The 23,302-nt window shown below is 42.1% G+C and carries 28 protein-coding genes and 1 other annotated feature; all 28 genes read left to right on the forward strand.

What is annotated here, in order from left to right; translation table 11 throughout:
• Positions 1-10: 10 nt before the first annotated feature.
• The 28 genes from rplK (at position 11) to rpsH (ending at position 23,280) form a co-directional block, all read left to right on the forward strand.
• Entirely contained in the window at positions 11-436 is a 426-nt protein-coding gene (gene rplK, locus AC1D7X_RS22850) for a 50S ribosomal protein L11 (protein WP_495458505.1), read from the forward strand.
• Between the two features lie 88 nt (positions 437-524).
• Positions 525-1,217 (forward strand): 50S ribosomal protein L1, encoded by a 693-nt coding sequence (rplA, locus tag AC1D7X_RS22855; protein ID WP_495458504.1) that lies wholly within the window; start codon positions 525-527, stop codon positions 1,215-1,217.
• Positions 1,218-1,286: 69 nt separating this feature from the next.
• Positions 1,287-1,444 (forward strand) — a sequence feature (ribosomal protein L10 leader region).
• A gap of 63 nt (positions 1,445-1,507) precedes the next feature.
• Positions 1,508-2,011 (forward strand): 50S ribosomal protein L10, encoded by a 504-nt coding sequence (rplJ, locus tag AC1D7X_RS22860; protein ID WP_495458503.1) that lies wholly within the window; start codon positions 1,508-1,510, stop codon positions 2,009-2,011.
• 66 nt (positions 2,012-2,077) lie between these two features.
• Positions 2,078-2,437: a 50S ribosomal protein L7/L12 gene (rplL, locus tag AC1D7X_RS22865; protein WP_495458502.1), complete on the forward strand. Its 360-nt coding sequence runs from the start codon at positions 2,078-2,080 to the stop codon at positions 2,435-2,437.
• Between the two features lie 160 nt (positions 2,438-2,597).
• Positions 2,598-3,203, forward strand: coding sequence for a class I SAM-dependent methyltransferase (locus tag AC1D7X_RS22870; RefSeq protein WP_495458501.1), 606 nt, complete (start codon positions 2,598-2,600; stop codon positions 3,201-3,203).
• A 346-nt stretch (positions 3,204-3,549) separates the two neighbouring features.
• Positions 3,550-7,095: a DNA-directed RNA polymerase subunit beta gene (gene rpoB / locus AC1D7X_RS22875; protein WP_495458500.1), complete on the forward strand. Its 3,546-nt coding sequence runs from the start codon at positions 3,550-3,552 to the stop codon at positions 7,093-7,095.
• 85 nt (positions 7,096-7,180) lie between these two features.
• The gene (gene rpoC, locus AC1D7X_RS22880; RefSeq protein ID WP_495458499.1) at positions 7,181-10,795 is read left to right on the forward strand and encodes a DNA-directed RNA polymerase subunit beta'; all 3,615 of its coding nucleotides are present in this window, start codon (positions 7,181-7,183) and stop codon (positions 10,793-10,795) included.
• Between the two features lie 169 nt (positions 10,796-10,964).
• Complete coding sequence (locus AC1D7X_RS22885; RefSeq protein WP_495458523.1) at positions 10,965-11,216, forward strand: ribosomal L7Ae/L30e/S12e/Gadd45 family protein; 252 nt, start codon at positions 10,965-10,967, stop codon at positions 11,214-11,216.
• A gap of 139 nt (positions 11,217-11,355) precedes the next feature.
• Entirely contained in the window at positions 11,356-11,775 is a 420-nt protein-coding gene (rpsL, locus tag AC1D7X_RS22890; protein WP_068537339.1) for a 30S ribosomal protein S12, read from the forward strand.
• Between the two features lie 46 nt (positions 11,776-11,821).
• The gene (gene rpsG / locus AC1D7X_RS22895; RefSeq protein WP_068537335.1) at positions 11,822-12,292 is read left to right on the forward strand and encodes a 30S ribosomal protein S7; all 471 of its coding nucleotides are present in this window, start codon (positions 11,822-11,824) and stop codon (positions 12,290-12,292) included.
• Between the two features lie 44 nt (positions 12,293-12,336).
• Positions 12,337-14,415: an elongation factor G gene (gene fusA, locus AC1D7X_RS22900; protein WP_495476179.1), complete on the forward strand. Its 2,079-nt coding sequence runs from the start codon at positions 12,337-12,339 to the stop codon at positions 14,413-14,415.
• A gap of 99 nt (positions 14,416-14,514) precedes the next feature.
• Entirely contained in the window at positions 14,515-15,705 is a 1,191-nt protein-coding gene (tuf, locus tag AC1D7X_RS22905) for an elongation factor Tu (RefSeq protein ID WP_495458497.1), read from the forward strand.
• Positions 15,706-16,120: 415 nt separating this feature from the next.
• Complete coding sequence (gene rpsJ, locus AC1D7X_RS22910; RefSeq protein WP_036652923.1) at positions 16,121-16,429, forward strand: 30S ribosomal protein S10; 309 nt, start codon at positions 16,121-16,123, stop codon at positions 16,427-16,429.
• Positions 16,430-16,474: 45 nt separating this feature from the next.
• Positions 16,475-17,098, forward strand: a complete 624-nt coding sequence (gene rplC / locus AC1D7X_RS22915) for a 50S ribosomal protein L3 (protein ID WP_495458496.1) — start codon at positions 16,475-16,477, stop codon at positions 17,096-17,098.
• A gap of 24 nt (positions 17,099-17,122) precedes the next feature.
• Entirely contained in the window at positions 17,123-17,746 is a 624-nt protein-coding gene (gene rplD / locus AC1D7X_RS22920; RefSeq protein ID WP_495458495.1) for a 50S ribosomal protein L4, read from the forward strand.
• Positions 17,746-18,039 carry a 50S ribosomal protein L23 gene (gene rplW / locus AC1D7X_RS22925; RefSeq protein ID WP_495458494.1) on the forward strand — a complete coding sequence of 98 codons (294 nt, stop codon included), beginning with the start codon at positions 17,746-17,748 and terminating at the stop codon, positions 18,037-18,039. Before rplD ends, rplW begins: the two co-directional genes overlap by 1 nt.
• Positions 18,040-18,069: 30 nt before the next feature.
• Entirely contained in the window at positions 18,070-18,900 is an 831-nt protein-coding gene (gene rplB, locus AC1D7X_RS22930) for a 50S ribosomal protein L2 (RefSeq protein WP_495458493.1), read from the forward strand.
• Positions 18,901-18,969: 69 nt separating this feature from the next.
• Positions 18,970-19,248 carry a 30S ribosomal protein S19 gene (gene rpsS / locus AC1D7X_RS22935; RefSeq protein ID WP_495458492.1) on the forward strand — a complete coding sequence of 93 codons (279 nt, stop codon included), beginning with the start codon at positions 18,970-18,972 and terminating at the stop codon, positions 19,246-19,248.
• A 35-nt stretch (positions 19,249-19,283) separates the two neighbouring features.
• Positions 19,284-19,616 carry a 50S ribosomal protein L22 gene (rplV, locus tag AC1D7X_RS22940; protein ID WP_495458491.1) on the forward strand — a complete coding sequence of 111 codons (333 nt, stop codon included), beginning with the start codon at positions 19,284-19,286 and terminating at the stop codon, positions 19,614-19,616.
• 13 nt (positions 19,617-19,629) lie between these two features.
• Positions 19,630-20,295, forward strand: a complete 666-nt coding sequence (gene rpsC, locus AC1D7X_RS22945) for a 30S ribosomal protein S3 (protein WP_495458490.1) — start codon at positions 19,630-19,632, stop codon at positions 20,293-20,295.
• A 2-nt stretch (positions 20,296-20,297) separates the two neighbouring features.
• On the forward strand, positions 20,298-20,732 hold the full coding sequence (gene rplP / locus AC1D7X_RS22950) for a 50S ribosomal protein L16 (protein WP_495458489.1): 435 nt from the start codon (positions 20,298-20,300) through the stop codon (positions 20,730-20,732).
• On the forward strand, positions 20,722-20,919 hold the full coding sequence (gene rpmC, locus AC1D7X_RS22955; protein WP_068537312.1) for a 50S ribosomal protein L29: 198 nt from the start codon (positions 20,722-20,724) through the stop codon (positions 20,917-20,919). The genes rplP and rpmC overlap by 11 nt, the downstream gene beginning before the upstream one ends.
• A gap of 44 nt (positions 20,920-20,963) precedes the next feature.
• Entirely contained in the window at positions 20,964-21,230 is a 267-nt protein-coding gene (gene rpsQ / locus AC1D7X_RS22960) for a 30S ribosomal protein S17 (RefSeq protein ID WP_495458488.1), read from the forward strand.
• A 37-nt stretch (positions 21,231-21,267) separates the two neighbouring features.
• Positions 21,268-21,636 carry a 50S ribosomal protein L14 gene (gene rplN / locus AC1D7X_RS22965; protein WP_495458487.1) on the forward strand — a complete coding sequence of 123 codons (369 nt, stop codon included), beginning with the start codon at positions 21,268-21,270 and terminating at the stop codon, positions 21,634-21,636.
• A 52-nt stretch (positions 21,637-21,688) separates the two neighbouring features.
• Positions 21,689-22,042: a 50S ribosomal protein L24 gene (gene rplX, locus AC1D7X_RS22970; RefSeq protein WP_495458486.1), complete on the forward strand. Its 354-nt coding sequence runs from the start codon at positions 21,689-21,691 to the stop codon at positions 22,040-22,042.
• A gap of 31 nt (positions 22,043-22,073) precedes the next feature.
• Positions 22,074-22,616 carry a 50S ribosomal protein L5 gene (gene rplE, locus AC1D7X_RS22975; RefSeq protein ID WP_495458485.1) on the forward strand — a complete coding sequence of 181 codons (543 nt, stop codon included), beginning with the start codon at positions 22,074-22,076 and terminating at the stop codon, positions 22,614-22,616.
• Between the two features lie 47 nt (positions 22,617-22,663).
• Positions 22,664-22,849 carry a type Z 30S ribosomal protein S14 gene (locus AC1D7X_RS22980; protein WP_074961883.1) on the forward strand — a complete coding sequence of 62 codons (186 nt, stop codon included), beginning with the start codon at positions 22,664-22,666 and terminating at the stop codon, positions 22,847-22,849.
• A gap of 32 nt (positions 22,850-22,881) precedes the next feature.
• The gene (gene rpsH, locus AC1D7X_RS22985) at positions 22,882-23,280 is read left to right on the forward strand and encodes a 30S ribosomal protein S8 (RefSeq protein WP_068537302.1); all 399 of its coding nucleotides are present in this window, start codon (positions 22,882-22,884) and stop codon (positions 23,278-23,280) included.
• Positions 23,281-23,302 lie beyond the last annotated feature (22 nt).

Here is a 23,302-nt window from a genome sequence, read left to right on the forward strand (position 1 = left end):
GGTGTTTTACATGGCTAAAAAGGTAATCAAAATGGTGAAACTGCAGATTCCTGCAGGTAAAGCGAATCCGGCACCACCGGTAGGTCCTGCATTGGGTCAAGCAGGTGTCAACATTATGGCATTCTGTAAAGAGTTCAATGCTCGTACAGCTGATCAAGCTGGACTAATTATTCCAGTAGAAATTTCGGTGTTTGAAGATCGTTCCTTTACATTCATCACCAAAACTCCACCTGCTGCAGTTCTACTTCGCGTAGCTGCTAAGATTGAGAAGGGTTCAGGCGAACCTAACAAGAAGAAAGTTGCAACAGTTAAACGTGCAACAGTTCGTGAAATCGCTGAAACAAAAATGCCTGACCTTAATGCTGCATCCGTTGAGGCTGCAATGCGTATGGTTGAAGGTACTGCCCGCAGTATGGGTATCACGATCGAAGACTAATTTTAGGTTTTTCTGCGACACGCAGGTCTGAATAAGACCGGCATATGTGGGAGGAATTTCCGCTAAAACCACAAAGGAGGAACATTTCATGGCAAAACATGGTAAGAAGTACCAAGAAGCTGCGAAGCTAATTAATAGCGAAACAGTATATGAGCCTGCTGAAGCCGTTCAATTGGTGAAAAAGGCAGCGACTGCTAAATTTGACGAAACTGTCGAAGCAGCTGTTCGCTTGGGTGTAGACCCTCGTAAACAAGACCAAGCCGTTCGTGGTGTAGTTGTCTTGCCTCACGGCACAGGTAAAACACAACGCGTATTGGTATTTGCGAAAGGTGACAAAGCGAAAGAAGCGGAAGCGGCTGGTGCAGATTTTGTTGGTGATGTAGATATGATCAACAAAATTCAACAAGGCTGGTTCGATTTCGATGTCTGCGTAGCGACACCTGATATGATGAGTGAGGTTGGTAAACTGGGTCGTCTACTTGGTGGTAAAGGTCTAATGCCTAACCCTAAAGCGGGCACAGTTACTTTCGATGTTACTAAAGCTGTTCAAGAAATTAAAGCTGGTAAAATCGAATACCGTCTCGATAAAGCAGGTCAAATTCACGCGCCTATCGGCAAAGTATCATTCAGTGAAGAACAACTGAATGAGAACCTTAAGTCTTTGCTTGATGCGTTAAACCGTGCAAAACCAGCATCTGCTAAAGGTGTATATTTGAAGGGGATTGCTATTTCCTCAACAATGGGTCCAAGTGCACGTGTAAATTCAGCTTCTTACAAATAATATATATTGACTTGTTCAAATATATTTGTTATTCTGTAAAAGTTGTTGTGAAAGACTTGAGATTGATCTTAAAGTTGAATATGCTTACCGTAGACAGTAGGTGCCAATAGGCTTAATTTCCTACCGAGGTGTTGTGATAGAACGTCAGTAATGGTTGGACGAAAGTCCTTGCACATGATGATATATCAGGCCTTCGTAGATTCTACGGAGGCTTTTTACTTGCCAAAGTAGAATAATTCAGTAGTGTTGAATAACGCTGCTGTATAGCAAACTATCAGGAGGTGTAGAGATTGGCAAATGCAAAAGTAATTCAAGCTAAACAAGAAGCGGTTGATGTTGTTACAGCGAAGTTGCGTGGAAACGCAACAACAGTTGTTGCTGACTATCGTGGATTGAATGTTGCTCAAATCACTGAATTGCGTAAGCAACTTCGTGAAGCAGGGATTGAATTTTCAGTATTGAAAAACTCCTTGTTACGTCGTGCGACTGCTGCTACAGATCTTACTGAATTGGATGAAATTCTTACCGGTCCAACAGTTGTAGCATTCGGTGGAGAAGATGTTGTAGCTCCAGCCAAAATTCTTAACGATTTCGCTAAGAAGAATGATGCATTGAAATTGAAGGGTGCCGTAGTTGAAGGTAAGGTTGTTAGCGTAGATCAAATTAAAGCGCTGGCTGAACTTCCTTCTCGCGATGGACTTCTTTCCATGCTTCTCAGTGTACTTCAAGCGCCTGTGCGTAACTTCGCACTTGCTGTTAAAGCAGTTGCAGACAAAGACGAACAAAGCGCGTAAGCACATTGTTCTTCGAGATTTCCGTAACAAACAAAATATTTTAATATAAAATGGAGGTTCACCCAAATGAGTAACGAACAAATTTTAGAAGCTATCAAAGGTATGTCTGTATTGGAATTGAACGATCTTGTAAAAGCAATCGAAGAAGAATTCGGCGTAACTGCTGCAGCTCCAGTAGCTGCTGCTGGTGCTGCAGCTGCAGTAGCAGAAGAGCAATCCGAGTTTGACGTAATCTTGACAAGCGCTGGCGCTTCCAAGATCAACGTAATCAAAGCAGTTCGCGAAATCACTGGTCTTGGCTTGAAAGAAGCAAAAGACTTGGTAGACAACGCTCCAAAAGCTTTGAAAGAAAAAGTATCTAAAGAAGAAGCTGAAACTGTAAAAGCTAAGTTGGAAGAAGCAGGCGCTAACGTAGAAGTTAAGTAATTTCTTCTCAACTTATTTACAGGAAGCTTTTGCTTTCTTATATTTTAAAAAAACAAACCCCTTGAACTAAATTCAAGGGGTTTGTTTTAATTAATAGATTGATGTCTATATTATAGACAATGGCAAAAATAGAATGGATAGACAGATTCGGAGGATTAGGATGCCGCAGCATTATTATTCGAACCAACCGGATGTACAACATGACCGTAGAACAATTGAGGAACAACTCAAGGGCTCGACTTATCGTTTTATAAGTGACGCTGGAGTGTTTTCAAAAAAAGGCGTTGATTTTGGTAGTAAAGTATTAATTGATGCAATGGAATTGTCGCCTGGATCAGAGATACTTGATGTAGGTTGTGGCTATGGCCCGATTGGGTTGAGCGCAGCACGTATGGTGAAGAATGGTCATGTAACCATGGTGGATATCAATAGTCGCGCCATTGAACTTGCTAAAGAAAATGCTCAACTAAACGGGATTACGAATGTTTCGATTATGGAGAGTGATTTATTTGCGGCGGTCGAAGGTCGAAGCTTTGATGTTATTCTAACCAATCCTCCGATTCGAGCGGGGAAAGAAACGGTGCATGCCATTTTTGAAAAGGCTTATGATCATTTGCGTGAAGGAGGAGCACTATGGGTCGTTATACAGAAGAAACAAGGTGCTCCGTCCGCAAAAGAAAAGTTAGAGAAATTGTTTGGAGAAGTACAAGAAGTCACAAAGGATAAGGGCTATCGCATATTTAAGACTTTAAAACCTTTGAAATAATCCGCAATAGGACTATTGACTTGATATTTCCGATGTGATATTATTATGGAATGTCAGTATTAGGATAGGCTTCTTGTCTTTAGTTTGCGCAAATGTCAAGCATTTTGTTAGTGGTGATTAACATAGTCATACATTACCCATTTGTTGTGCAAATGATTGCAAATCTATTGAAAATGAAGTCCATGTGATGTAAGAAACCACTGTAAGATGCTCTTTGTTCGAAAGAATTCGGGTAAGGGGTATTCTTTATATGTGGAAGAACACTCTGTATGGTTCCATTATAATTGTCCAAACAGAGGTTCGCAATGTATTTTTAAAGTGAGTAGACATGAGGGGTGAGTTAAAGTTGGCAGGACATCTTGTTCAGTATGGTCGACGCACTCGGCGAAGTTATGCACGAATTAACGAAGTACTCGAAATTCCGAACCTGATTGAAATCCAACAAAAATCTTATGATTGGTTTTTGGAGGAAGGATTGCGGGAGATGTTTCATGATATTTCGCCGATCCAAGATTTCACAGGTAATTTAGTGCTGGAGTTTATAGACTACAGCCTAGGTGAACCAAAATACAACATTGACGATGCAAAAGAGCGTGACGTCACGTATGCGGCTCCACTTCGGGTTAAAGTGAGACTCATTAACAGGGAAACGGGAGAAGTCAAAGAACAGGAAGTGTTCATGGGAGACTTCCCACTAATGACGGAGACTGGTACATTTATTATCAATGGTGCAGAACGGGTAATTGTCAGCCAGTTGGTTCGCTCTCCTAGCGTCTATTTCAGCACCAAAATCGACAAAAATGGTAAACGGAATTACACAGCAACTGTAATCCCTAACCGTGGAGCGTGGCTTGAACTGGAAACGGACGCGAAGGACATTATGTATGTTCGTATCGACCGTACTCGTAAAATACCAGTGACTGTATTACTTCGCGCATTAGGTTTCGGTAGCGATGCTGAAATTCTTGATTTGCTTGGTAATGATGAATATATCCGTAACACGTTAGATAAGGACAATACGGATTCGACGGAAAAAGCGCTGATTGAAATCTATGAACGTCTTCGTCCAGGTGAACCACCTACTTTGGATAATGCGAAGAGTCTGTTGATAGCACGGTTCTTTGACCCGAAACGTTATGACTTAGCTAATGTAGGTCGTTATAAAATTAACAAAAAACTACACATTAAGAATCGCTTGTTTAATCAACGTTTGGCTCAAAACCTAGTTGACCCAGAAACAGGAGAAATCCTGGCTGAATCTGGTCAAATGGTAGACCGTCGTTTATTAGATGAATTGCTACCTCATTTGGAGAATGGTGTTGGTCTTAAGACTTACCATGTAGCTAATGGAGCACTGGATGCGGGAGAAGTTCCGTTACAGAGCATCGAAGTATTCTCTCCTATTGAAGAGGGTAAAGTTATCAAAGTGATTGCTAATGCGAATATTGATAAATCAGTGAAAAACATTACGCCAGCTGATATTATCTCATCCATCAGTTATTTCATAGATTTGCTGCATGGTGTTGGTAATACAGATGATATTGACCATCTAGGTAACCGCCGTCTGCGTTCAGTGGGTGAATTGTTGCAAAACCAATTCCGTATTGGTCTTTCTAGAATGGAACGCGTCGTTCGTGAAAGAATGTCAATTCAGGATGCAAATGTTATTACGCCACAAGCGCTAATTAACATTCGCCCGGTTATTGCATCGATTAAAGAATTCTTTGGTAGTTCACAGTTGTCACAATTTATGGATCAGACCAATCCGCTTGGTGAATTGACGCACAAACGTCGTCTATCTGCACTAGGACCCGGAGGTTTGACTCGTGAACGTGCAGGGTTTGAAGTGCGTGACGTCCATCCGAGTCACTATGGCCGTATGTGTCCGATCGAAACACCAGAAGGTCCGAACATTGGGTTGATTAACTCATTGTCGACGTTTGCACGTGTTAACGAATATGGATTTATTGAAGCACCGTATCGTTGGGTAGATCCTAAGACCGGTATTGTTACCGAACATATCGATTATCTAACTGCGGATGAAGAAGATAACTATATCGTCGCGCAAGCGAACGCTAAATTGACAGAAGACAGCAAGTTTGAGGACGATATTGTTGTCGTTCGTTATAATAAACAAGCTGATAACATTCTATCCATGCCTAGCGATCGTGTAGACTATATGGATGTATCTCCTAAACAAGTTGTGTCGGTCGCAACTGCGCTTATCCCGTTCCTTGAAAATGATGACTCTAACCGTGCACTAATGGGATCTAACATGCAGCGCCAAGCGGTGCCGCTTCTAATTCCAAAAGCTCCATTGGTTGGTACAGGAATGGAACACAAAGCTGCGAAAGACTCTGGCGTATGTATTGTGTCCAAACATGACGGTATTGTTGAAAGATCTTCTGCAAATGAGATCTGGGTTCGTCGTGTTGAACTTGTAGATGGAAAAGAAGTTAAGGGTGACCTTGTTAAACATAAATTACACAAGTTTATGCGTTCAAATCAGGGAACTTGCATTAACCAACGTCCGATCGTTAAAAGAGGAGACAGTGTTAAAGTAGGAGACATCTTAGCGGATGGACCTTCAACTGAAATGGGCGAAATTGCATTAGGACGTAACGTTGTCGTAGCTTTCATGACTTGGGAAGGTTACAACTATGAAGATGCGATCCTTCTAAGCGAAAAAATGGTTAAGGAAGACGTATACACTTCGATCCATATTGAAGAATATGAATCTGAAGCGCGTGATACGAAACTTGGACCTGAAGAGATCACTCGCGATATTCCGAATGTTGGGGAAGAAGCTCTTCGCAATCTAGATGAACGAGGCATTATCCGCATCGGTGCGGAGATTAGTGCTGGCGACATCTTAGTGGGTAAAGTAACACCTAAGGGTGTAACTGAACTTACTGCAGAGGAACGCTTACTCCATGCTATCTTTGGTGAGAAGGCTCGTGAAGTTCGCGATACCTCTCTACGTGTTCCACATGGTAGTGATGGTATTATCGTCGATGTGAAGGTATTTACCCGTGAGAACGGTGATGAACTACCTCCAGGCGTTAATCAAATGGTTCGTGTATATATTGCGCAAAAACGTAAGATTTCTGAAGGTGACAAAATGGCAGGGCGTCATGGTAACAAAGGTGTTGTAGCCCGCATTTTACCGGAAGAAGATATGCCATTCCTTCCAGATGGAACTCCAGTACAAGTATGTCTTAACCCACTAGGGGTGCCATCACGTATGAACGTCGGTCAATTACTTGAAGTACACTTAGGGATGGCAGCAATGCTCCTTGGTATTCACGTAGCAACACCAGTATTTGATGGTGCTAACGAGAATGACGTATTTGATACGATGGAAGAGTCAGGTATGAATCGTAACGGTAAGACTAAATTGTATGATGGCCGTACAGGTGATATGTTCGAACGTGAAGTTACCGTTGGTGTCATGCATATGATCAAACTTGCCCACATGGTTGATGATAAAATCCATGCTCGTTCTACAGGTCCTTACTCTCTCGTTACACAACAACCATTGGGTGGTAAAGCTCAATTTGGTGGACAGCGTTTCGGAGAAATGGAAGTCTGGGCGCTTGAAGCTTATGGTGCTGCTTATACATTGCAAGAAATCTTGACAGTCAAATCCGATGATGTTGTAGGTCGGGTGAAGACATATGAATCCATCGTTAAAGGAGAGAATGTGCCGGAACCAGGAGTTCCTGAATCATTCAAGGTTCTAATTAAAGAACTTCAATCTCTAGGTATGGATGTTAAGATCCTTAGCGGTGACGAACAAGAAATCGAGATGAAAGAACTCGATGACGAAGACGAGGCGGCAGGAGATAAGCTGAGCCTCAACTTGGAAGGCGCGGAAGTCGGAGTGGAATAAGAGATTGTGATCGGCAGTAAGGCTTACCTTGCTGCCCGTATCACGTCTTCAAATAATATAGTACTAGATTAAGGAGGGTTGCTCCTTGTTGGACGTTAACAATTTTGAATACATGAAAATCGGGCTCGCTTCTCCCGAAAAGATTAGATCATGGTCCCGCGGAGAAGTTAAAAAACCGGAGACGATTAACTATCGTACGTTAAAACCGGAAAAAGAAGGCCTGTTCTGTGAGAAGATCTTTGGACCAACGAAAGACTGGGAATGTCACTGTGGTAAGTATAAGCGTGTCCGTTATAAAGGCGTAGTGTGCGATCGCTGCGGCGTTGAAGTCACTCGGGCGAAAGTTCGTCGTGAACGTATGGGACATATTGAACTTGCTGCTCCTGTATCTCATATCTGGTATTTCAAAGGTATCCCTAGCCGGATGGGTCTGGCTCTGGACATGTCACCAAGATCACTTGAAGAGATCATTTACTTCGCATCTTATGTTGTAACGGATCCAGGTGAAACTCCACTGGAGAAAAAACAACTCCTATCCGAAAAGGAATATCGTAGTTATCGTGAAAAATATGGCTACGGATTCCATGCTGGCATGGGCGCAGAAGCCGTTAAAAAACTTTTGCAGGATATTGATGTTGAGAAAGAACTTGAATTCCTAAAAGAAGAGCTTCGCACTGCACAAGGACAACGTCGTAATCGTGCGATTAAGCGTCTTGAAGTAATTGAAGCATTCCGCAACTCTGGAAATAAACCAGAATGGATGATCATGGATGTACTTCCTGTTATCCCTCCTGAACTTCGTCCGATGGTACAATTGGATGGTGGGCGTTTCGCAACGTCTGACTTGAATGATCTGTATCGTCGTGTTATTAACCGTAACAATCGTTTGAAACGCCTACTTGATCTTGGAGCACCTGACATTATCGTTCAGAACGAGAAACGTATGCTTCAAGAAGCAGTAGATGCTTTGATTGATAATGGTCGTCGTGGACGTCCTGTTACAGGTCCTGGTAATCGCCCTTTGAAATCACTTAGCCACATGCTAAAAGGTAAACAAGGCCGTTTCCGTCAGAATCTACTTGGTAAACGTGTCGATTATTCAGGTCGTTCTGTTATCGTTGTTGGACCTTACCTTAAGATGTACCAATGTGGTCTTCCTAAGAAAATGGCGCTTGAATTGTTCAAGCCTTTCGTTATGAAGGAATTGGTTAACAAAGGTCTTGCTCATAACATCAAGAGTGCTAAACGTAAGGTTGAACGCGTGAGCCCTGAGGTTTGGGATGTACTTGAAGAAGTCATTAAAGAGCATCCTGTACTATTGAACCGTGCTCCTACGCTTCACCGTCTCGGTATCCAAGCGTTTGAACCGATCTTAGTAGAAGGTCATGCTATTCGACTTCATCCACTCGTATGTACGGCTTACAATGCCGACTTTGATGGTGACCAAATGGCTGTGCACGTTCCGTTGTCTGCTGAAGCTCAAGCTGAAGCACGTATTCTTATGTTGGCATCAGGCAACATTCTGAATCCGAAAGACGGTAAACCGGTTGTTACACCATCACAGGATATGGTTCTTGGAACTTTCTATCTGACGATGGATAACAAAGAAGAAAAAGGATCAGGAATGATTCTTCGTACTGTAAATGATGCTATATCTGCTTATCAACGTGGAACAGCGGGTCTTCATGCTCGTGTGGCTATCCCTGCTAAGGCTTTGGGTAAAACTAACTTTACAGAGAAGCAACAAGGCGCGATGCTGATTACAACGATTGGTAAAATTATTTTCAATGAAATCTTCCCAAGTAGTTTTCCTTATATTAACGAAGCAACTCGTGAGAACCTATTCCAAGGGACACCTGAGCGGTACTTCATTTATGAAAAGGGTGCGAATGTTACTGAGATCATTGAAAGTCTTCCAGTTAGTGGTGCGGTAGGTAAGGAATATCTTGGACAAATTATTGCTCGTTGTTTCGAGACATACCATACAACTGAAACATCAATCATTTTGGATAAAATTAAACAACTCGGATTTACGTACTCTACACGTGCGGGTATCACAGTAGCTGTATCAGACGTAATCGTACCTGTGGAGAAGGGTGAGATTCTACACGCATCTGATGCTAAGGTTAGTGTAGTTACGAACCAATATCGTCGTGGTTTGATTACCAATGAAGAACGTTATGACCGAGTTATTGACATTTGGTCCAAGACTAAAGATGAACTTACAGAAGTGCTTATGAAATCCATGGATCGATATAACAATATTATGCTCATGGTTGATTCTAAAGCGCGTGGTAATAAATCGCAGATCACACAGTTGGGCGGCATGCGCGGTCTGATGGCCAATCCATCAGGACGTATCATAGAAATGCCGATTAAATCTAACTTCCGTGAAGGTCTAACCGTACTCGAGTACTTCCTATCGACTCACGGAGCGCGTAAAGGTCTTGCCGATACAGCGTTACGTACTGCCGATTCAGGATATCTAACGCGTCGTCTCGTTGACGTAGCACAAGATGTTATTGTTCGGGAAGAGAATTGTGGTACTGATAAAGGCTTTACAGTGGCTAAGATTCAAGACGGTAAAGAAGTTATCGAGGATCTGTATGACCGTATTGAAGGTCGTTATTGCTTTGAAACGGTTCGTCATCCAGAGACTGGTGAAATTATCGTTAACCGTAATGAATTGATCGACTCTGATAAAGCGAGTGCTATTATCAAAGCTGGAGTTGAAAAACTACAAATTCGTTCTGTACTTAGTTGCCGTGCTCGTCATGGTGTATGTAAAACTTGTTACGGTCGAAATTTGGCGACGGGTAAACACGTTGAGATTGGTGAAGCGGTTGGTATTATCGCAGCACAATCCATCGGTGAACCAGGAACACAGCTTACAATGCGTACCTTCCATACCGGGGGTGTTGCAGGAGACGATATTACACAAGGTTTGCCGCGTATTCAAGAGCTATTCGAAGCTCGTATTCCGAAAGGGCAAGCTACAATCAGTGAAATTGATGGTGTCGTTAAAGAAATTCGTGAAACGAAAGATCGTCGTGAGATCGAAGTACAGGGTGAAGCAGAGACTAAAACTTATTTAGTCACTTATGGATCTCGTCTTCGTGTCAGTGAAGGCCAAGAAATTGAGGCTGGTGACGAACTTACAGACGGTTCAATCGATCCGAAAGAAATTCTACGTATCAAGGGTATTCGCGGCGTACAGAACTACATTCTGCAAGAAGTACAACGTGTATACCGTAACCAAGGTGTAGAAATTAACGATAAGCACATTGAAGTTATGGTTAAACAAATGCTTCGTAAGATTCGAATTGTCGATGCTGGAGAGACCACTCTTCTTCCAGGCGCATTCTCGGATATTCATGAATATGAAGCTGCAAATAAAGTTGCAATATTGGCAGGAAAAGAACCTGCAGTTGCTAAACCTGTTCTTCTTGGTATCACAAAAGCATCTCTGGAGACTGATTCATTCTTGTCTGCAGCTTCTTTCCAAGAAACGACTCGTGTATTGACAGATGCAGCTATTAAGGGCAAAGTCGATAAACTACTCGGATTGAAAGAAAATGTAATCATTGGTAAGTTAATACCAGCGGGAACAGGCTTGAATCGTTATCGTAGTGTAACTTACGCTGATCCAGAATTGTTGAATAAGGAACCTAAAGAGCTTGAACCTGTAACTGTAGAATAATTAAGAAGGACGCTGTGGAATCATACTTATAAGGGTTTGATTTCACAGCACCAACTTGATTTATCTAGTAAATGCACCAAATCTCTTGACATCAATGATGTGGGATGCTAATATATCATAGGTGCGTGAGTGATTTAGTTATTCCTGTTCTTTTGGAGGAATCGTAATGATGTCTAATGATAGAGGATTACAGGATGCTCATGTTAGAATAGGCACCAAACAAACCATGCGAGCAGTTGAGTGTGGTCAAGCTACTGAAGTATATGTAGCCTTAGATGCAGATCAGCGGCTTATTTCAAAAATTGTAGCACTATGCGACAAGCATAGCGTCAACATAACGTATGTGGATACCATGACTGAATTGGGCGAAGCATGCAGCATTGAAGTGGGTGCAGCGATGGCTGCCGTCATTAAACCATAGTTTTAAAGGGATGTTTTTGTGAGAAAGATGCAAAAATCTTTCGGCAAAGGCTTTTCATTTGTCCTTTTATGAACCGCCTGGGTCTGTGGACTTGGAAGGTATAATTGGACAGTAATATTGGGAAGGGGGTGGCAACAACATGCCAACAATTAATCAGCTAGTTCGTAAAGGACGTCAATCTAAGATTTATAAGTCTAAATCCCCAGCACTACAAAAAGGGTATAACGCTTTGAAGCGTGAAGAGACTGGATTGAGCGCTCCACAAAAACGTGGTGTATGTACACGTGTAGGTACTATGACTCCACGTAAACCAAACTCCGCACTTCGTAAATATGCTCGTGTTCGTTTAACGAATCGCATAGAGGTGACTGCTTATATTCCAGGAATCGGACACAACTTGCAAGAGCACAGTGTCGTATTGGTTCGTGGAGGAAAAGTAAAAGACCTTGCAGGAGTACGTTATCACATCGTTCGCGGTGCTCTTGATACTGCAGGTGTTAACAACCGGATGCAAGCTCGTTCCAAATATGGTACGAAACGTCCTAAGGTTAAAAAATAATAGTGAATTCAATAGAATTCAATTGATTTAAGAAAGGGGGATATCCATGCCACGCAAGGGTCCAGTTACTAAAAGAGACGTATTACCAGATCCGTTGTACAATAGCAAGCTAGTTACTCGTCTAATCAACCGCATTATGTTGGATGGTAAGAGAGGTACTGCTGCAACAATTCTATATAACGCGTTCAAGCTTATTCAAGAACGTACGGAGAAAGATCCGATGGAAGTGTTTGAAACGGCGATCAAGAATATCATGCCAGTTCTAGAAGTTAAAGCACGTCGTGTAGGTGGTTCAACCTACCAGGTACCACTAGAAGTGAAACCTGAAAGACGTACAGCTCTAGGTCTACGTTGGCTTGTAAACTACTCCCGCAACCGCGGTGAGAAGACGATGGAAGAACGTTTGGCAGCAGAGATTATCGATGCTTCAAACAACACAGGCGCTTCTGTTAAGAAACGCGAAGATACACACAAGATGGCTGAAGCGAACAAAGCGTTTGCTCACTACCGTTGGTAGAATTAGCTTAAATATAACTATGTTATTGAAGGGAGACTATTTTCATGGCAAGAGAGTTCTCCTTAAACAATACACGTAATATTGGGATCATGGCTCATATTGACGCTGGTAAAACAACTACCACGGAGCGCATCTTGTTCTACACAGGCATAACGCACAAAATCGGTGAAGTTCACGAGGGTGCTGCGACTATGGACTGGATGGAACAAGAACAGGAGCGCGGAATTACGATTACTTCCGCTGCTACGACTGCTTCTTGGAAAGGTCACCGCGTTAATATCATTGATACCCCGGGACACGTTGACTTCACTGTTGAAGTTGAACGGTCCCTTCGTGTATTGGATGGGGCAGTAGGTGTGTTCAGTGCAAAAGAGGGCGTAGAACCTCAGTCTGAAACCGTATGGAGACAGGCTGACAAGTATGGCGTACCGCGTATTGCATATGTGAACAAGATGGATATTATCGGTGCTGATTATCTTAATGTTATTGAAACAATGCGTGATCGCCTTAAGGCAAACGCAGTAGCAATTCAACTTCCGATTGGTGCTGAAAATGACTTTACTGGGATTATTGACCTTGTTGAGCGTAAAGCTCACATGTACAAAGATGACTTGGGTCAAAACATCGAAGTTGTTGAAATTCCAGAAGAATTCAAAGTGAAAGTTGAAGAACTTCGCGCAGAACTAATTGAAAAAGTTGCAGAGTTAGACGAAGAATTGACTATGAAATATCTTGAGGGTGAAGAAATCACCATTCCAGAATTGAAAGCAGCTCTTCGTAAAGGTGTTGTTCAGACTAAGATCTTCCCAGTAATCTGTGGATCATCTTATCGTAACAAAGGCGTTCAGTTAATGATGGACGCAGTTGTTGATTATCTTCCAGCTCCTACAGACGTTCCAGCTATCATTGGTCATCTTGATGATGGTACTGAAACAATCCGTAAGTCTGATGATAAAGAACCTTTCGCTGCACTTGCATTTAAGATCATGACTGACCCTTACGTTGGTAAACTTACGTTCTTCCGTGTATATTCTGGTGTACTACAATCCGGATCATATGTACTGAATGCAACAAAAGGTAAACGCGAACGTATCGGACGTATCCTGCAAATGCATGCTAACAGCCGTCAAGAAATCTCTGAAGTTTACTGCGGAGATATCGCTTCAGCTGTTGGTTTGAAAGACACAGGTACAGGTGATACGCTATGTGATGAGAAACATCCAGTTATTCTTGAATCTATGAATTTCCCGGATCCAGTTATCTCCATTGCAGTTGAACCTAAGACTAAAGCTGACCAAGACAAAATGGGTGTCGCTCTCGGTAAATTAACTGAGGAAGATCCTACACTTCGTGCTCACACAGATGAAGAGACTGGCCAGACTATTCTTGCAGGTATGGGTGAGCTTCACCTTGATATCATCATCGACCGTATGCGTCGTGAGTTCAAAGTGGAAACGAATGTGGGTAAACCACAGGTTGCTTATCGTGAAACATTCCGTTCTGCAGCACGTGTAGAAGGTAAGTTCGTACGTCAATCTGGTGGTCGTGGACAATACGGTCACGTATGGGTTGAATTCGAACCTCTTGAAGCAGGTACTGGTAATACTTTCGAAAGCAAGGTTGTCGGTGGATCTGTTCCTAGAGAATATGTTGCTCCAGCACTTGCAGGGATTGAAGAAGGAATGAAGAGCGGTGTTATCGCAGGCTTCCCGCTTGTTGATGTCAAAGCTACTATCGTTGATGGTTCATACCATGATGTCGATTCCAATGAAATGGCATTTAAAGTTGCAGGTTCTCTAGCACTTAAAGCTGCTAAAGACAAGTGTAAGCCTGTACTTCTTGAGCCAATCATGAAAGTTGAAGTAACCGTACCGGAAGAATATATGGGTGATGTTATGGGTATGCTGAATTCCCGTCGTGGACGGATTGAAGGTATGGATACTCGTGCAGGAGCTCAAATTATTCGTGCTAAGGTGCCTCTATCTGAAATGTTCGGATATTCGACAACACTTCGCTCTGGTACTCAAGGTCGCGGTGTGTTCTCGATGGAACTATCTCACTATGAAGAAGTTCCGAAGAGCATTGCTGAAGAAATTATCTCCAAGTCAAAAGGCGGAGAATAATTATCATTTTCTTTACAGGATGGAGTGAAAGGGAATATCCTTTTACTTTATGCTGTATGAACATAAACAATTTATTTATTGAAGGAGGAAGTGTTTAAAATGGCAAAGGCTAAATTTGAACGCAATAAAACACACGTAAATATCGGTACTATTGGTCACGTCGATCATGGTAAAACGACTCTTACTGCAGCAATTACAACTGTATTGTCCAAAACTTACGGGGGTGCTGCTATAGCATTCGATCAAATCGATAAAGCTCCAGAAGAGCGCGAACGTGGTATCACAATCTCTACTTCTCACGTTGAATATGAAACTCCTAACCGTCACTATGCACACGTTGACTGCCCAGGACATGCCGATTACGTTAAAAACATGATCACTGGTGCTGCTCAAATGGACGGAGCTATCTTGGTTGTTTCTGCAGCTGACGGCCCTATGCCACAGACTCGCGAACATATCCTATTGTCTAAACAAGTTGGTGTTCCATACATCGTAGTATTCTTGAACAAATGTGACGTTGTTGAAGACGCAGAACTTCTTGAATTGGTTGAAATGGAAGTTCGTGATTTGTTGAATGAATATGATTTCCCAGGCGATGATACTCCAATCTTCCAAGGTTCAGCTCGTGAAGCATTGGCTAACCCAGATGGCGAATGGGCTAAGAAAATTGTTGAAATGTTCGAAGTTATCGACACTTATGTGCCAGATCCAGTTCGTGACACTGACAAACCTTTCTTGATGCCTGTTGAGGATGTATTCTCTATCACTGGTCGCGGTACCGTTGCTACAGGTCGTGTAGAACGCGGAACTGTTAAAGTCGGAGAAGAAGTTGAAATCGTTGGTATCACTGAAGAAGCTAAGAAATCAGTAGTTACGGGCGTTGAAATGTTCCGTAAATTGCTTGATTCTGCACAAGCTGGGGACAACATCGGAGCATTGCTTCGTGGTGTTGACCGCACAATGATCGAGCGTGGCCAAGTACTTGCTAAACCAGGTACAGTTAAACCACACACAGATTTCGAAGCACAAATCTACGTTTTGACAAAAGAAGAAGGCGGACGTCATAAACCTTTCTTCACTGGTTACCGTCCACAGTTCTACTTCCGTACAACTGACGTAACTGGAGTTATTACTTTGCCAGAAGGTACTGAAATGGTTATGCCTGGTGATAACATCACTGTAACTGTTGCATTGATCAACCCAATCGCGATTGAAGAAGGTACTAAATTCTCAATCCGTGAAGGTGGACGTACTGTTGGTGCTGGTTCAGTAGCAACAATCACTAAATAATAAAGACTTTGGTCTTGAATCATAAGCAACAATGTACTGTAACGAGCAACAGTGTGATGTGAACGCAAGTAATAGAGGGTTCTATCCATTAAAGATAGAGCCCTCTGTTTTTGATTTAATGGAAAATTTGGATGAAATTACTGCGAAGTGATTCCTTATAATTGATAGTTTAAGGTTGCCTAGTTAGAAAATAAAGTGTAATATATAGACTTAGCCAAGAGGTAATATATTAACTTTTTATTTTATACTTGCATTATATTCAAGTATTCTATATAATAATGAATGTTGTTCTGAGACGTTGCGATGAAGCGAGAGGTTACTGACACACCTGGCCCCTTTGCCATGGAGCGGTTGTCTAGAAAATTTTCGTGGAGTATGTCCGATACCAAATTGGGCGATAGAAGGAGGGACTAAAATGGCAAAGCAAAAAATTCGTATTCGTTTGAAAGCTTACGATCACAGAATTCTTGATCAATCCGCTGAGAAAATTGTTGAAACTGCAAAACGTTCAGGTGCTAGTGTTTCTGGACCGATTCCACTTCCAACTGAAAAACAAATCATTACCATTCTCCGTGCGGTACACAAGTATAAGGATTCGCGGGAACAGTTCGAACAACGCACTCATAAGCGTTTGATCGACATTGTGAACCCGACTCCACAAACTGTGGATGCCTTAATGCGCTTGGACCTGCCGTCCGGTGTAGATATTGAAATTAAATTGTAATATTGATTACTAGTAAGGAACTTTGAAAGGAAAAGAGGTGTCAACATGAAAGGTATCTTAGGAAAAAAACTCGGAATGACTCAAGTATTTACAGCTGAGGGTAATGTAATTCCTGTAACGGTAATCGAAGCAGGTCCTTGCGTTGTATTGCAGAAGAAAGATCTAGAAAACGATGGCTATGAAGCGATCCAACTAGGTTTCTCCGATAAGAAAGAAAGAAACGCGATCAAACCTGAAATAGGTCATGCGAAAAAGGCAAATACTGCGCCTAAGCGCTACGTTCGCGAAATTCGCGGGAATGACTTCGCTAGTGTTGAGGTAGGTCAGGAATTGAAGGCTGACGTTTTCGCTGAAGGCGAGTTTGTTGACGTAACAGGTACTTCAAAAGGTAAAGGATTTCAAGGTGTAATTAAACGTTGGGGACAAAGCCGCGGACCAATGGCTCACGGATCACGTTATCACCGTAGACCGGGTTCCATGGGTTCCATTCAAGCGAACCGTGTTGCTAAAGGCAAACGCCTTCCAGGACATATGGGACATACGCTAATTACAGTACAGAAACTTGAAGTTATCAAAGTGGATGTTGAACGTAACGTTTTACTTATAAAAGGTGCTATTCCAGGACCTAAAAACAGCTTTGTGAAAATCAAAGAAACGGTGAAGAAATAATCACCAAAGGAAGGAGGAAAAACAATGCCTAAAGTAGTTCTTTTTAATGTTACTGGAAGTGAAGTAGGAGAAGTTGAACTAAATGACAATGTATTCGGTATCGAACCGCATGTACATGTTATGAATCAAGCTGTCTTGCTACAAAGAGCTTCTCTACGTCGTGGTACTCACAAAGTTAAAGGACGTTCTGAAGTACGTGGCGGAGGACGTAAACCTTGGAAACAAAAAGGTACAGGTCGTGCTCGTCAAGGATCTATTCGCTCTCCACAATGGAAAGGCGGCGGAGTGGTATTTGGACCAACTCCACGTAGTTATACATTCAAATTGCCTAAAAAGGTTCGTCGCTTAGCGATTAAATCTGCGTTGTCATCCAAAGTACTTGATAACAATATCATTGTTCTTGATGCTCTAACGTTGAACTCGCCAAAAACGAAAGAATTTGCAGCAATCTTGAACAACTTAAAAGTCGAACGTAAAGCTCTAATTGTAACACCTGCCTTTGATGATACAGTAGCTCTAGCTGCTCGTAATATTCCTGGTGTTAAATTTGTAGCAGCAGACGGCATTAATGTCCTTGACGTACTATTGTACGACAAGTTGATCATTACGAAGGAAGCAGTTCAGAAGGTAGAGGAGGTGTTCGCGTAATGAAGGATCCTCGCGATGTGATTAAACGTCCGGTTATTACGGAACGTACGGCCGACTATATGAGCGACATGAAATACGCTTTTGAAGTTGAACTCCGTGCCAATAAAACCGAAATCAAACAAGCTATCGAAGCTATTTTCAAAGTTAAAGTTACAAATGTAAATACAATGCGTGTTCCACAAAAGCCTAAACGTTATGGTAAATATAACGGTTATACTTCTGAATGGAAAAAGGCTATAGTTACATTAAGTAAAGATAGCAAGCCGCTTGAATTTTTTGAAGCAGTAGAGTAGTGAAATCGCTAAAGTAAGGAGGGAAATTCAGTGCCAATTAAAAAGTATAAACCAACATCCCCGGCTAGAAGACATATGTCAGTGTCTACGTTTGAAGAAATCACAACAAACGAACCGGAAAAATCCTTGTTGTCTCCCCTTTTCAAACATGCGGGACGTAATAACCAAGGTAAAATCACCGTACGTCACCACGGCGGCGGACACAAACGTAAATACCGTATCATTGACTTCAAACGGACTAAAGACGGCATACCAGGTCGCGTTGCTACGATTGAATACGATCCGAACCGTACTTCCAATATTGCTTTGATCCACTATGCTGATGGAGAGAAACGTTACATTATCGCTCCACAAGGCCTAAAAGTAGGAGATCAAATTGAATCAGGACCAGCTTCTGATATCAAGATTGGTAATACACTTCCTATGGAGAACATTCCAGTAGGTACAGTTATCCACAACATCGAATTACAACCAGGTAAAGGTGGACAATTAGTACGTGCAGCAGGTACTGAAGCTCAACTTCTTGGTAAAGAAGAAAAATACGTATCCGTACGTTTGTCTTCTGGTGAAGTTCGTAAATTGTTGAAGGTTTGTCGCGCTACAATCGGTTCTGTTGGTAACGCAGACCACGAACTAATTAAGATTGGTAAAGCAGGACGTAGCCGCTGGATGGGTCAACGCCCAGAAGTCCGCGGGGTAGTCATGAACCCTAACGATCACCCACACGGTGGTGGTGAAGGACGCGCTCCAATCGGTCGTAAATCTCCATTGTCTCCTTGGGGTAAACCAACTCTTGGATACAAGACACGTAAAAAAGGAAAAGCTTCTGACAAATATATCGTTCGCCGCCGCACAAAATAATGCACACTGTGCATAACGTTGTGAAGTGCCGAAAGTAACGAGAAGATTTGATGAAGGGAGGATTCACATATGAGTCGCAGTTTAAAAAAGGGACCTTTCATTGACGGTTACCTGTTGAAAAAAGTTGAAGTTATGAACGCATCGGAGAAAAAGGCTGTTATTAAGACTTGGTCCCGTCGTTCCACTATTTTTCCACAGTTCATCGGACTTACTTTTGGTGTGTATGATGGACGTAAACACGTTCCAGTATACGTAACGGAAGATATGGTAGGACACAAATTGGGCGAATTCGCTCCAACTCGTACCTACAAAAGTCATTCGGATGATGATAAGAAAACAAGAAGATAATATTTTAAGCTCTTTGTCTGAGAGGAGGTAAAACAATGGAAGCAAAAGCACATGCTAAATCTATTCGGATTTCTTCTCGTAAAGTTCAACTGGTTGTTGACTTGATTCGTGGTAAAGAAGTAGGCGCTGCAATCGCAATTCTTCGCCACACTCCGAAAGCCGCTTCCCCGGTTGTGGAAAAGTTGTTGAACTCAGCTATCGCAAATGCTGAACACAACTATTCACTAGATGTTAACAAGTTGTATGTTAGTGAAGTTTATGTCAACCAAGGACCGACGATGAAACGTTTCCGTCCTCGTGCGATGGGACGCGCTAGCAAGATTAACAAGCGTACTAGCCACATCTCTTTGGTGGTATCTGAGAAATAAGGAGGGATAACGAGTGGGCCAAAAAGTAAATCCAATAGGACTACGAGTAGGTATTATTCGTGATTGGGAATCTAAATGGTTTGCAGGAAAAGAGTTCGGTACTCTTTTAATGGAAGACGTTAAAATTCGCGAATACGTTAAAAATAAATTAAAAGATTCAGCTGTATCGCACATTGAAATTGAACGTGCAGCTAATCGTGTGAATGTTACTATTCATACTGCTAAGCCAGGAATGGTAATTGGTAAAGGTGGCGCTGAAGTAGAAGTACTTCGCAGTCAAATTACTAAGATTTCTGCTGGTAAGAAAGTTCACATTAATATTTCTGAAATCAAACATCCTGAACTAGATGCTATTCTCGTTGCAGAAAGCATTGCACAACAATTGGAACGTCGTGTTTCCTTCCGTCGTGCTTTGAAACAAGCAATGCAAAGAACTATGCGCTCTGGTGCAAAAGGAATTAAAACACAAGTTGGCGGACGTCTTGGCGGTGCTGAGATCGCTCGTTCGGAAGGCTATAGCGAAGGAACTGTTCCACTTCATACGCTTCGTGCTGATATTGACTACGGTACGGCTGAAGCGGCTACTACTTTTGGTCTAATCGGAGTAAAAGTATGGATCTATCGTGGAGAGGTTCTTCCTACGGCTAAGAAACAGGCTGCGCAGGAAGGAGGCAACTAATCATGTTGGTACCAAAACGTGTAAAACACCGCAAGCAACAACGCGGACACATGAAAGGCCAAGCTAAAGGCGGAACTGAATTGAATTTCGGTGAATTCGGTCTAGTAGCTCTTGAGCCATCATGGATTACTAACCGTCAGATCGAGGCTGCGCGTATTGCTATGACTCGTTATATCAAACGTGGTGGTAAAGTATGGATTAAAATTTTCCCGGATAAGCCAATCACACAGAAGCCTCTAGAAGTACGTATGGGTAGTGGTAAAGGTAACGTGGAAAAATGGGTTGCAGTAGTAAAACCAGGTAAAATCATGTTTGAACTTGGTGGAGTGCCGGAAGAGATCGCTCGTGAAGCGATGCGTCTTGCTGCTCACAAACTACCAATCAAAACTAAGTTTATCAAACGTGAAGAAGTGGGTGGTGAAGCAAATGAAAGCTAGTGAACTTCGTAACCTAACCTCTGCTGAGATAGAACAAAAGGTATCCGGATTTAAAGAAGAACTCTTTAACCTTCGTTTTCAACTGGCTACTGGTCAGCTTGACAATCCGACACGGATTCGTGATGTTCGTAAAGAAATAGCTCGTGCTAAAACTATTATCCATGAAAGATTACTTGGAATTAGTTAATTGAATTGGACTGAACCTGTCTATATTCAGGAAGGAGGCTTACAATGACTGAAGAACGTAATGCACGTAAAGTGCAAGTCGGTAAAGTAGTCAGTGACAAAATGGATAAAACTATTGTTGTTGCTGTTGAAACTCATAAAAAGCACAATTTGTATCACAAGCGCCTTAAACATACTAAGAAATTTAAAGCGCATGATGAAAACAATACTGCGAAAATCGGGGATATCGTTAAAGTTATGGAAACCCGTCCGCTATCCAAGGATAAACGCTGGAGATTAGTCGAAATCGTGGAAAAAGCGATTATCCTCTAAACCCCTTGATAGTTTTTTTCGAAAGGAGGAAATTTAAATGATTCAACCATTTACTCGTTTGCATGTAGCTGACAACTCCGGAGCGAAGGAACTTATGTGTATCCGCGTTTTAGGAGGAACTGGTCGTCGTACAGCAGCTATTGGTGATATGATCGTATGTTCTGTCAAAGCTGCAACACCAGGCGGCGTTGTCAAAAAGGGTGATGTAGTAAGAGCTGTAGTGGTTCGTACTAAACGTACTGTTCGTCGTAAAGACGGTTCGTATATCACATTTGATGAAAATGCTGCAGTTGTTGTTAAAGATGATAAGAGCCCACGTGGAACTCGTATTTTTGGACCTGTTGCTCGCGAACTTCGCGACAGAGACTTCATGAAAATCGTTTCCTTGGCACCGGAAGTTATCTAATTCAAATAACCTTAAACTTGCAAGGAATAGCAAGCAGCAGGAGGTGTAACAAATGCCAAAAGTGAAAAAAGTTCTAGAATCCCATAGCAATAAGCTGCATGTCAAAAAAGATGATACAGTCATGGTGATTAGTGGTAAAGACAAAGGTAAAAAAGGTCGTGTCATTGCAGCCTACCCTCGTCAAAACCGGGTCTTGGTTGAAGGTGTTAACATGATGAAGAAACATCAAAAGCCTAACCAATCTAACCCACAAGGCGGTATCATTGAGCAGGAAGCAGCTATTCACGTTTCAAACGTGATGCATATCGATCCAAAGAGCGGAACAGTAACTCGTATCGGATACAAAGTATTGGATAACGGACAAAAGGTTCGCGTAGCGAAAAAGTCCGGAGAAGTTATCGACTAATTTATTAGTGAAGAAAGGAGGTTTGTGATTCATGGCAGTAAGATTAAAAGAACGTTACTTGAACGAAATTACACCTGCTTTGATGCAGAAGTTTAATTATACAACAGTAATGCAAGTGCCTAAGATTGAGAAAGTTGTTATCAACATGGGTGTTGGTGAAGCTGTTTCTAACTCTAAAGTTCTTGATTCCGCTGTTGCTGATATGCAACTGATTTCGGGTCAAAAACCAATTATCACTCGCGCTAAGAAATCTATCGCTGGTTTCAAACTACGTGAAAACATGCCGATCGGTGTTAAAGTTACACTTCGTGGTGAACGCATGTATTATTTCTTAGATAAATTGTTCAACATCACTCTTCCTCGTGTTCGTGACTTCCACGGTGTATCTGCTAAGGCTTTTGATGGCCGCGGTAACTACACACTTGGACTCAAGGAACAATTAATTTTCCCTGAGATTGAATATGACAAGGTGGATAAAGTTCGCGGTATGGATATCGTTATTGTAACGACAGCTAATACTGATGAAGAGTCCCGCGAGCTACTTGCTCAAATGGGAATGCCTTTTGCAAAGTAATTTCGCAAATCCATTTCTCCGAAAATTATTAGGAGGTGTCAGTCTAAGTGGCAAAAACTTCGATGAAAGTAAAACAACAACGTACGCCTAAATACAAAGTTCGTGCATATACACGTTGCGAACGTTGCGGTCGTCCACATTCGGTACTGCAAAAGTTTAAAATTTGCAGAATTTGTTTCCGTGAATTAGCTTATAAGGGCCAGATTCCTGGCGTGAAAAAAGCAAGCTGGTAAGAAGTCCATAAACGGGAAGGAGGTTTACACACATGACTATGTCTGATCCAATTGCAGATATGCTAACTCGTATTCGTAACGCTAATACAGTACGTCACGAAACGGTAGAAATGCCTGCTTCAACGATGAAGAAACAAATCGCTGATATTTTGAAGCGTGAAGGATTCATCCGCGACGCAGAAGTTGTCGCTGATAACAAACAAGGGATTATCCGTATTTTCTTGAAATATGGACAAAACAACGAACGTGTTATCACAGGTTTGAAAAGAATTAGTAAACCAGGCCTTCGCGTGTACACGAAGAGCAACGAAGTTCCACGTGTACTAGGCGGTCTAGGTATCGCGATTATCTCTACTTCAAAGGGAGTTATGACCGATAAAGAAGCGCGTCAATCTAAATCTGGCGGAGAAGTTGTCTGCTACGTTTGGTAATATAAAGTCACAAGACAAGGAG

The organism is Paenibacillus sp. Y568 (genome assembly GCF_059445545.1).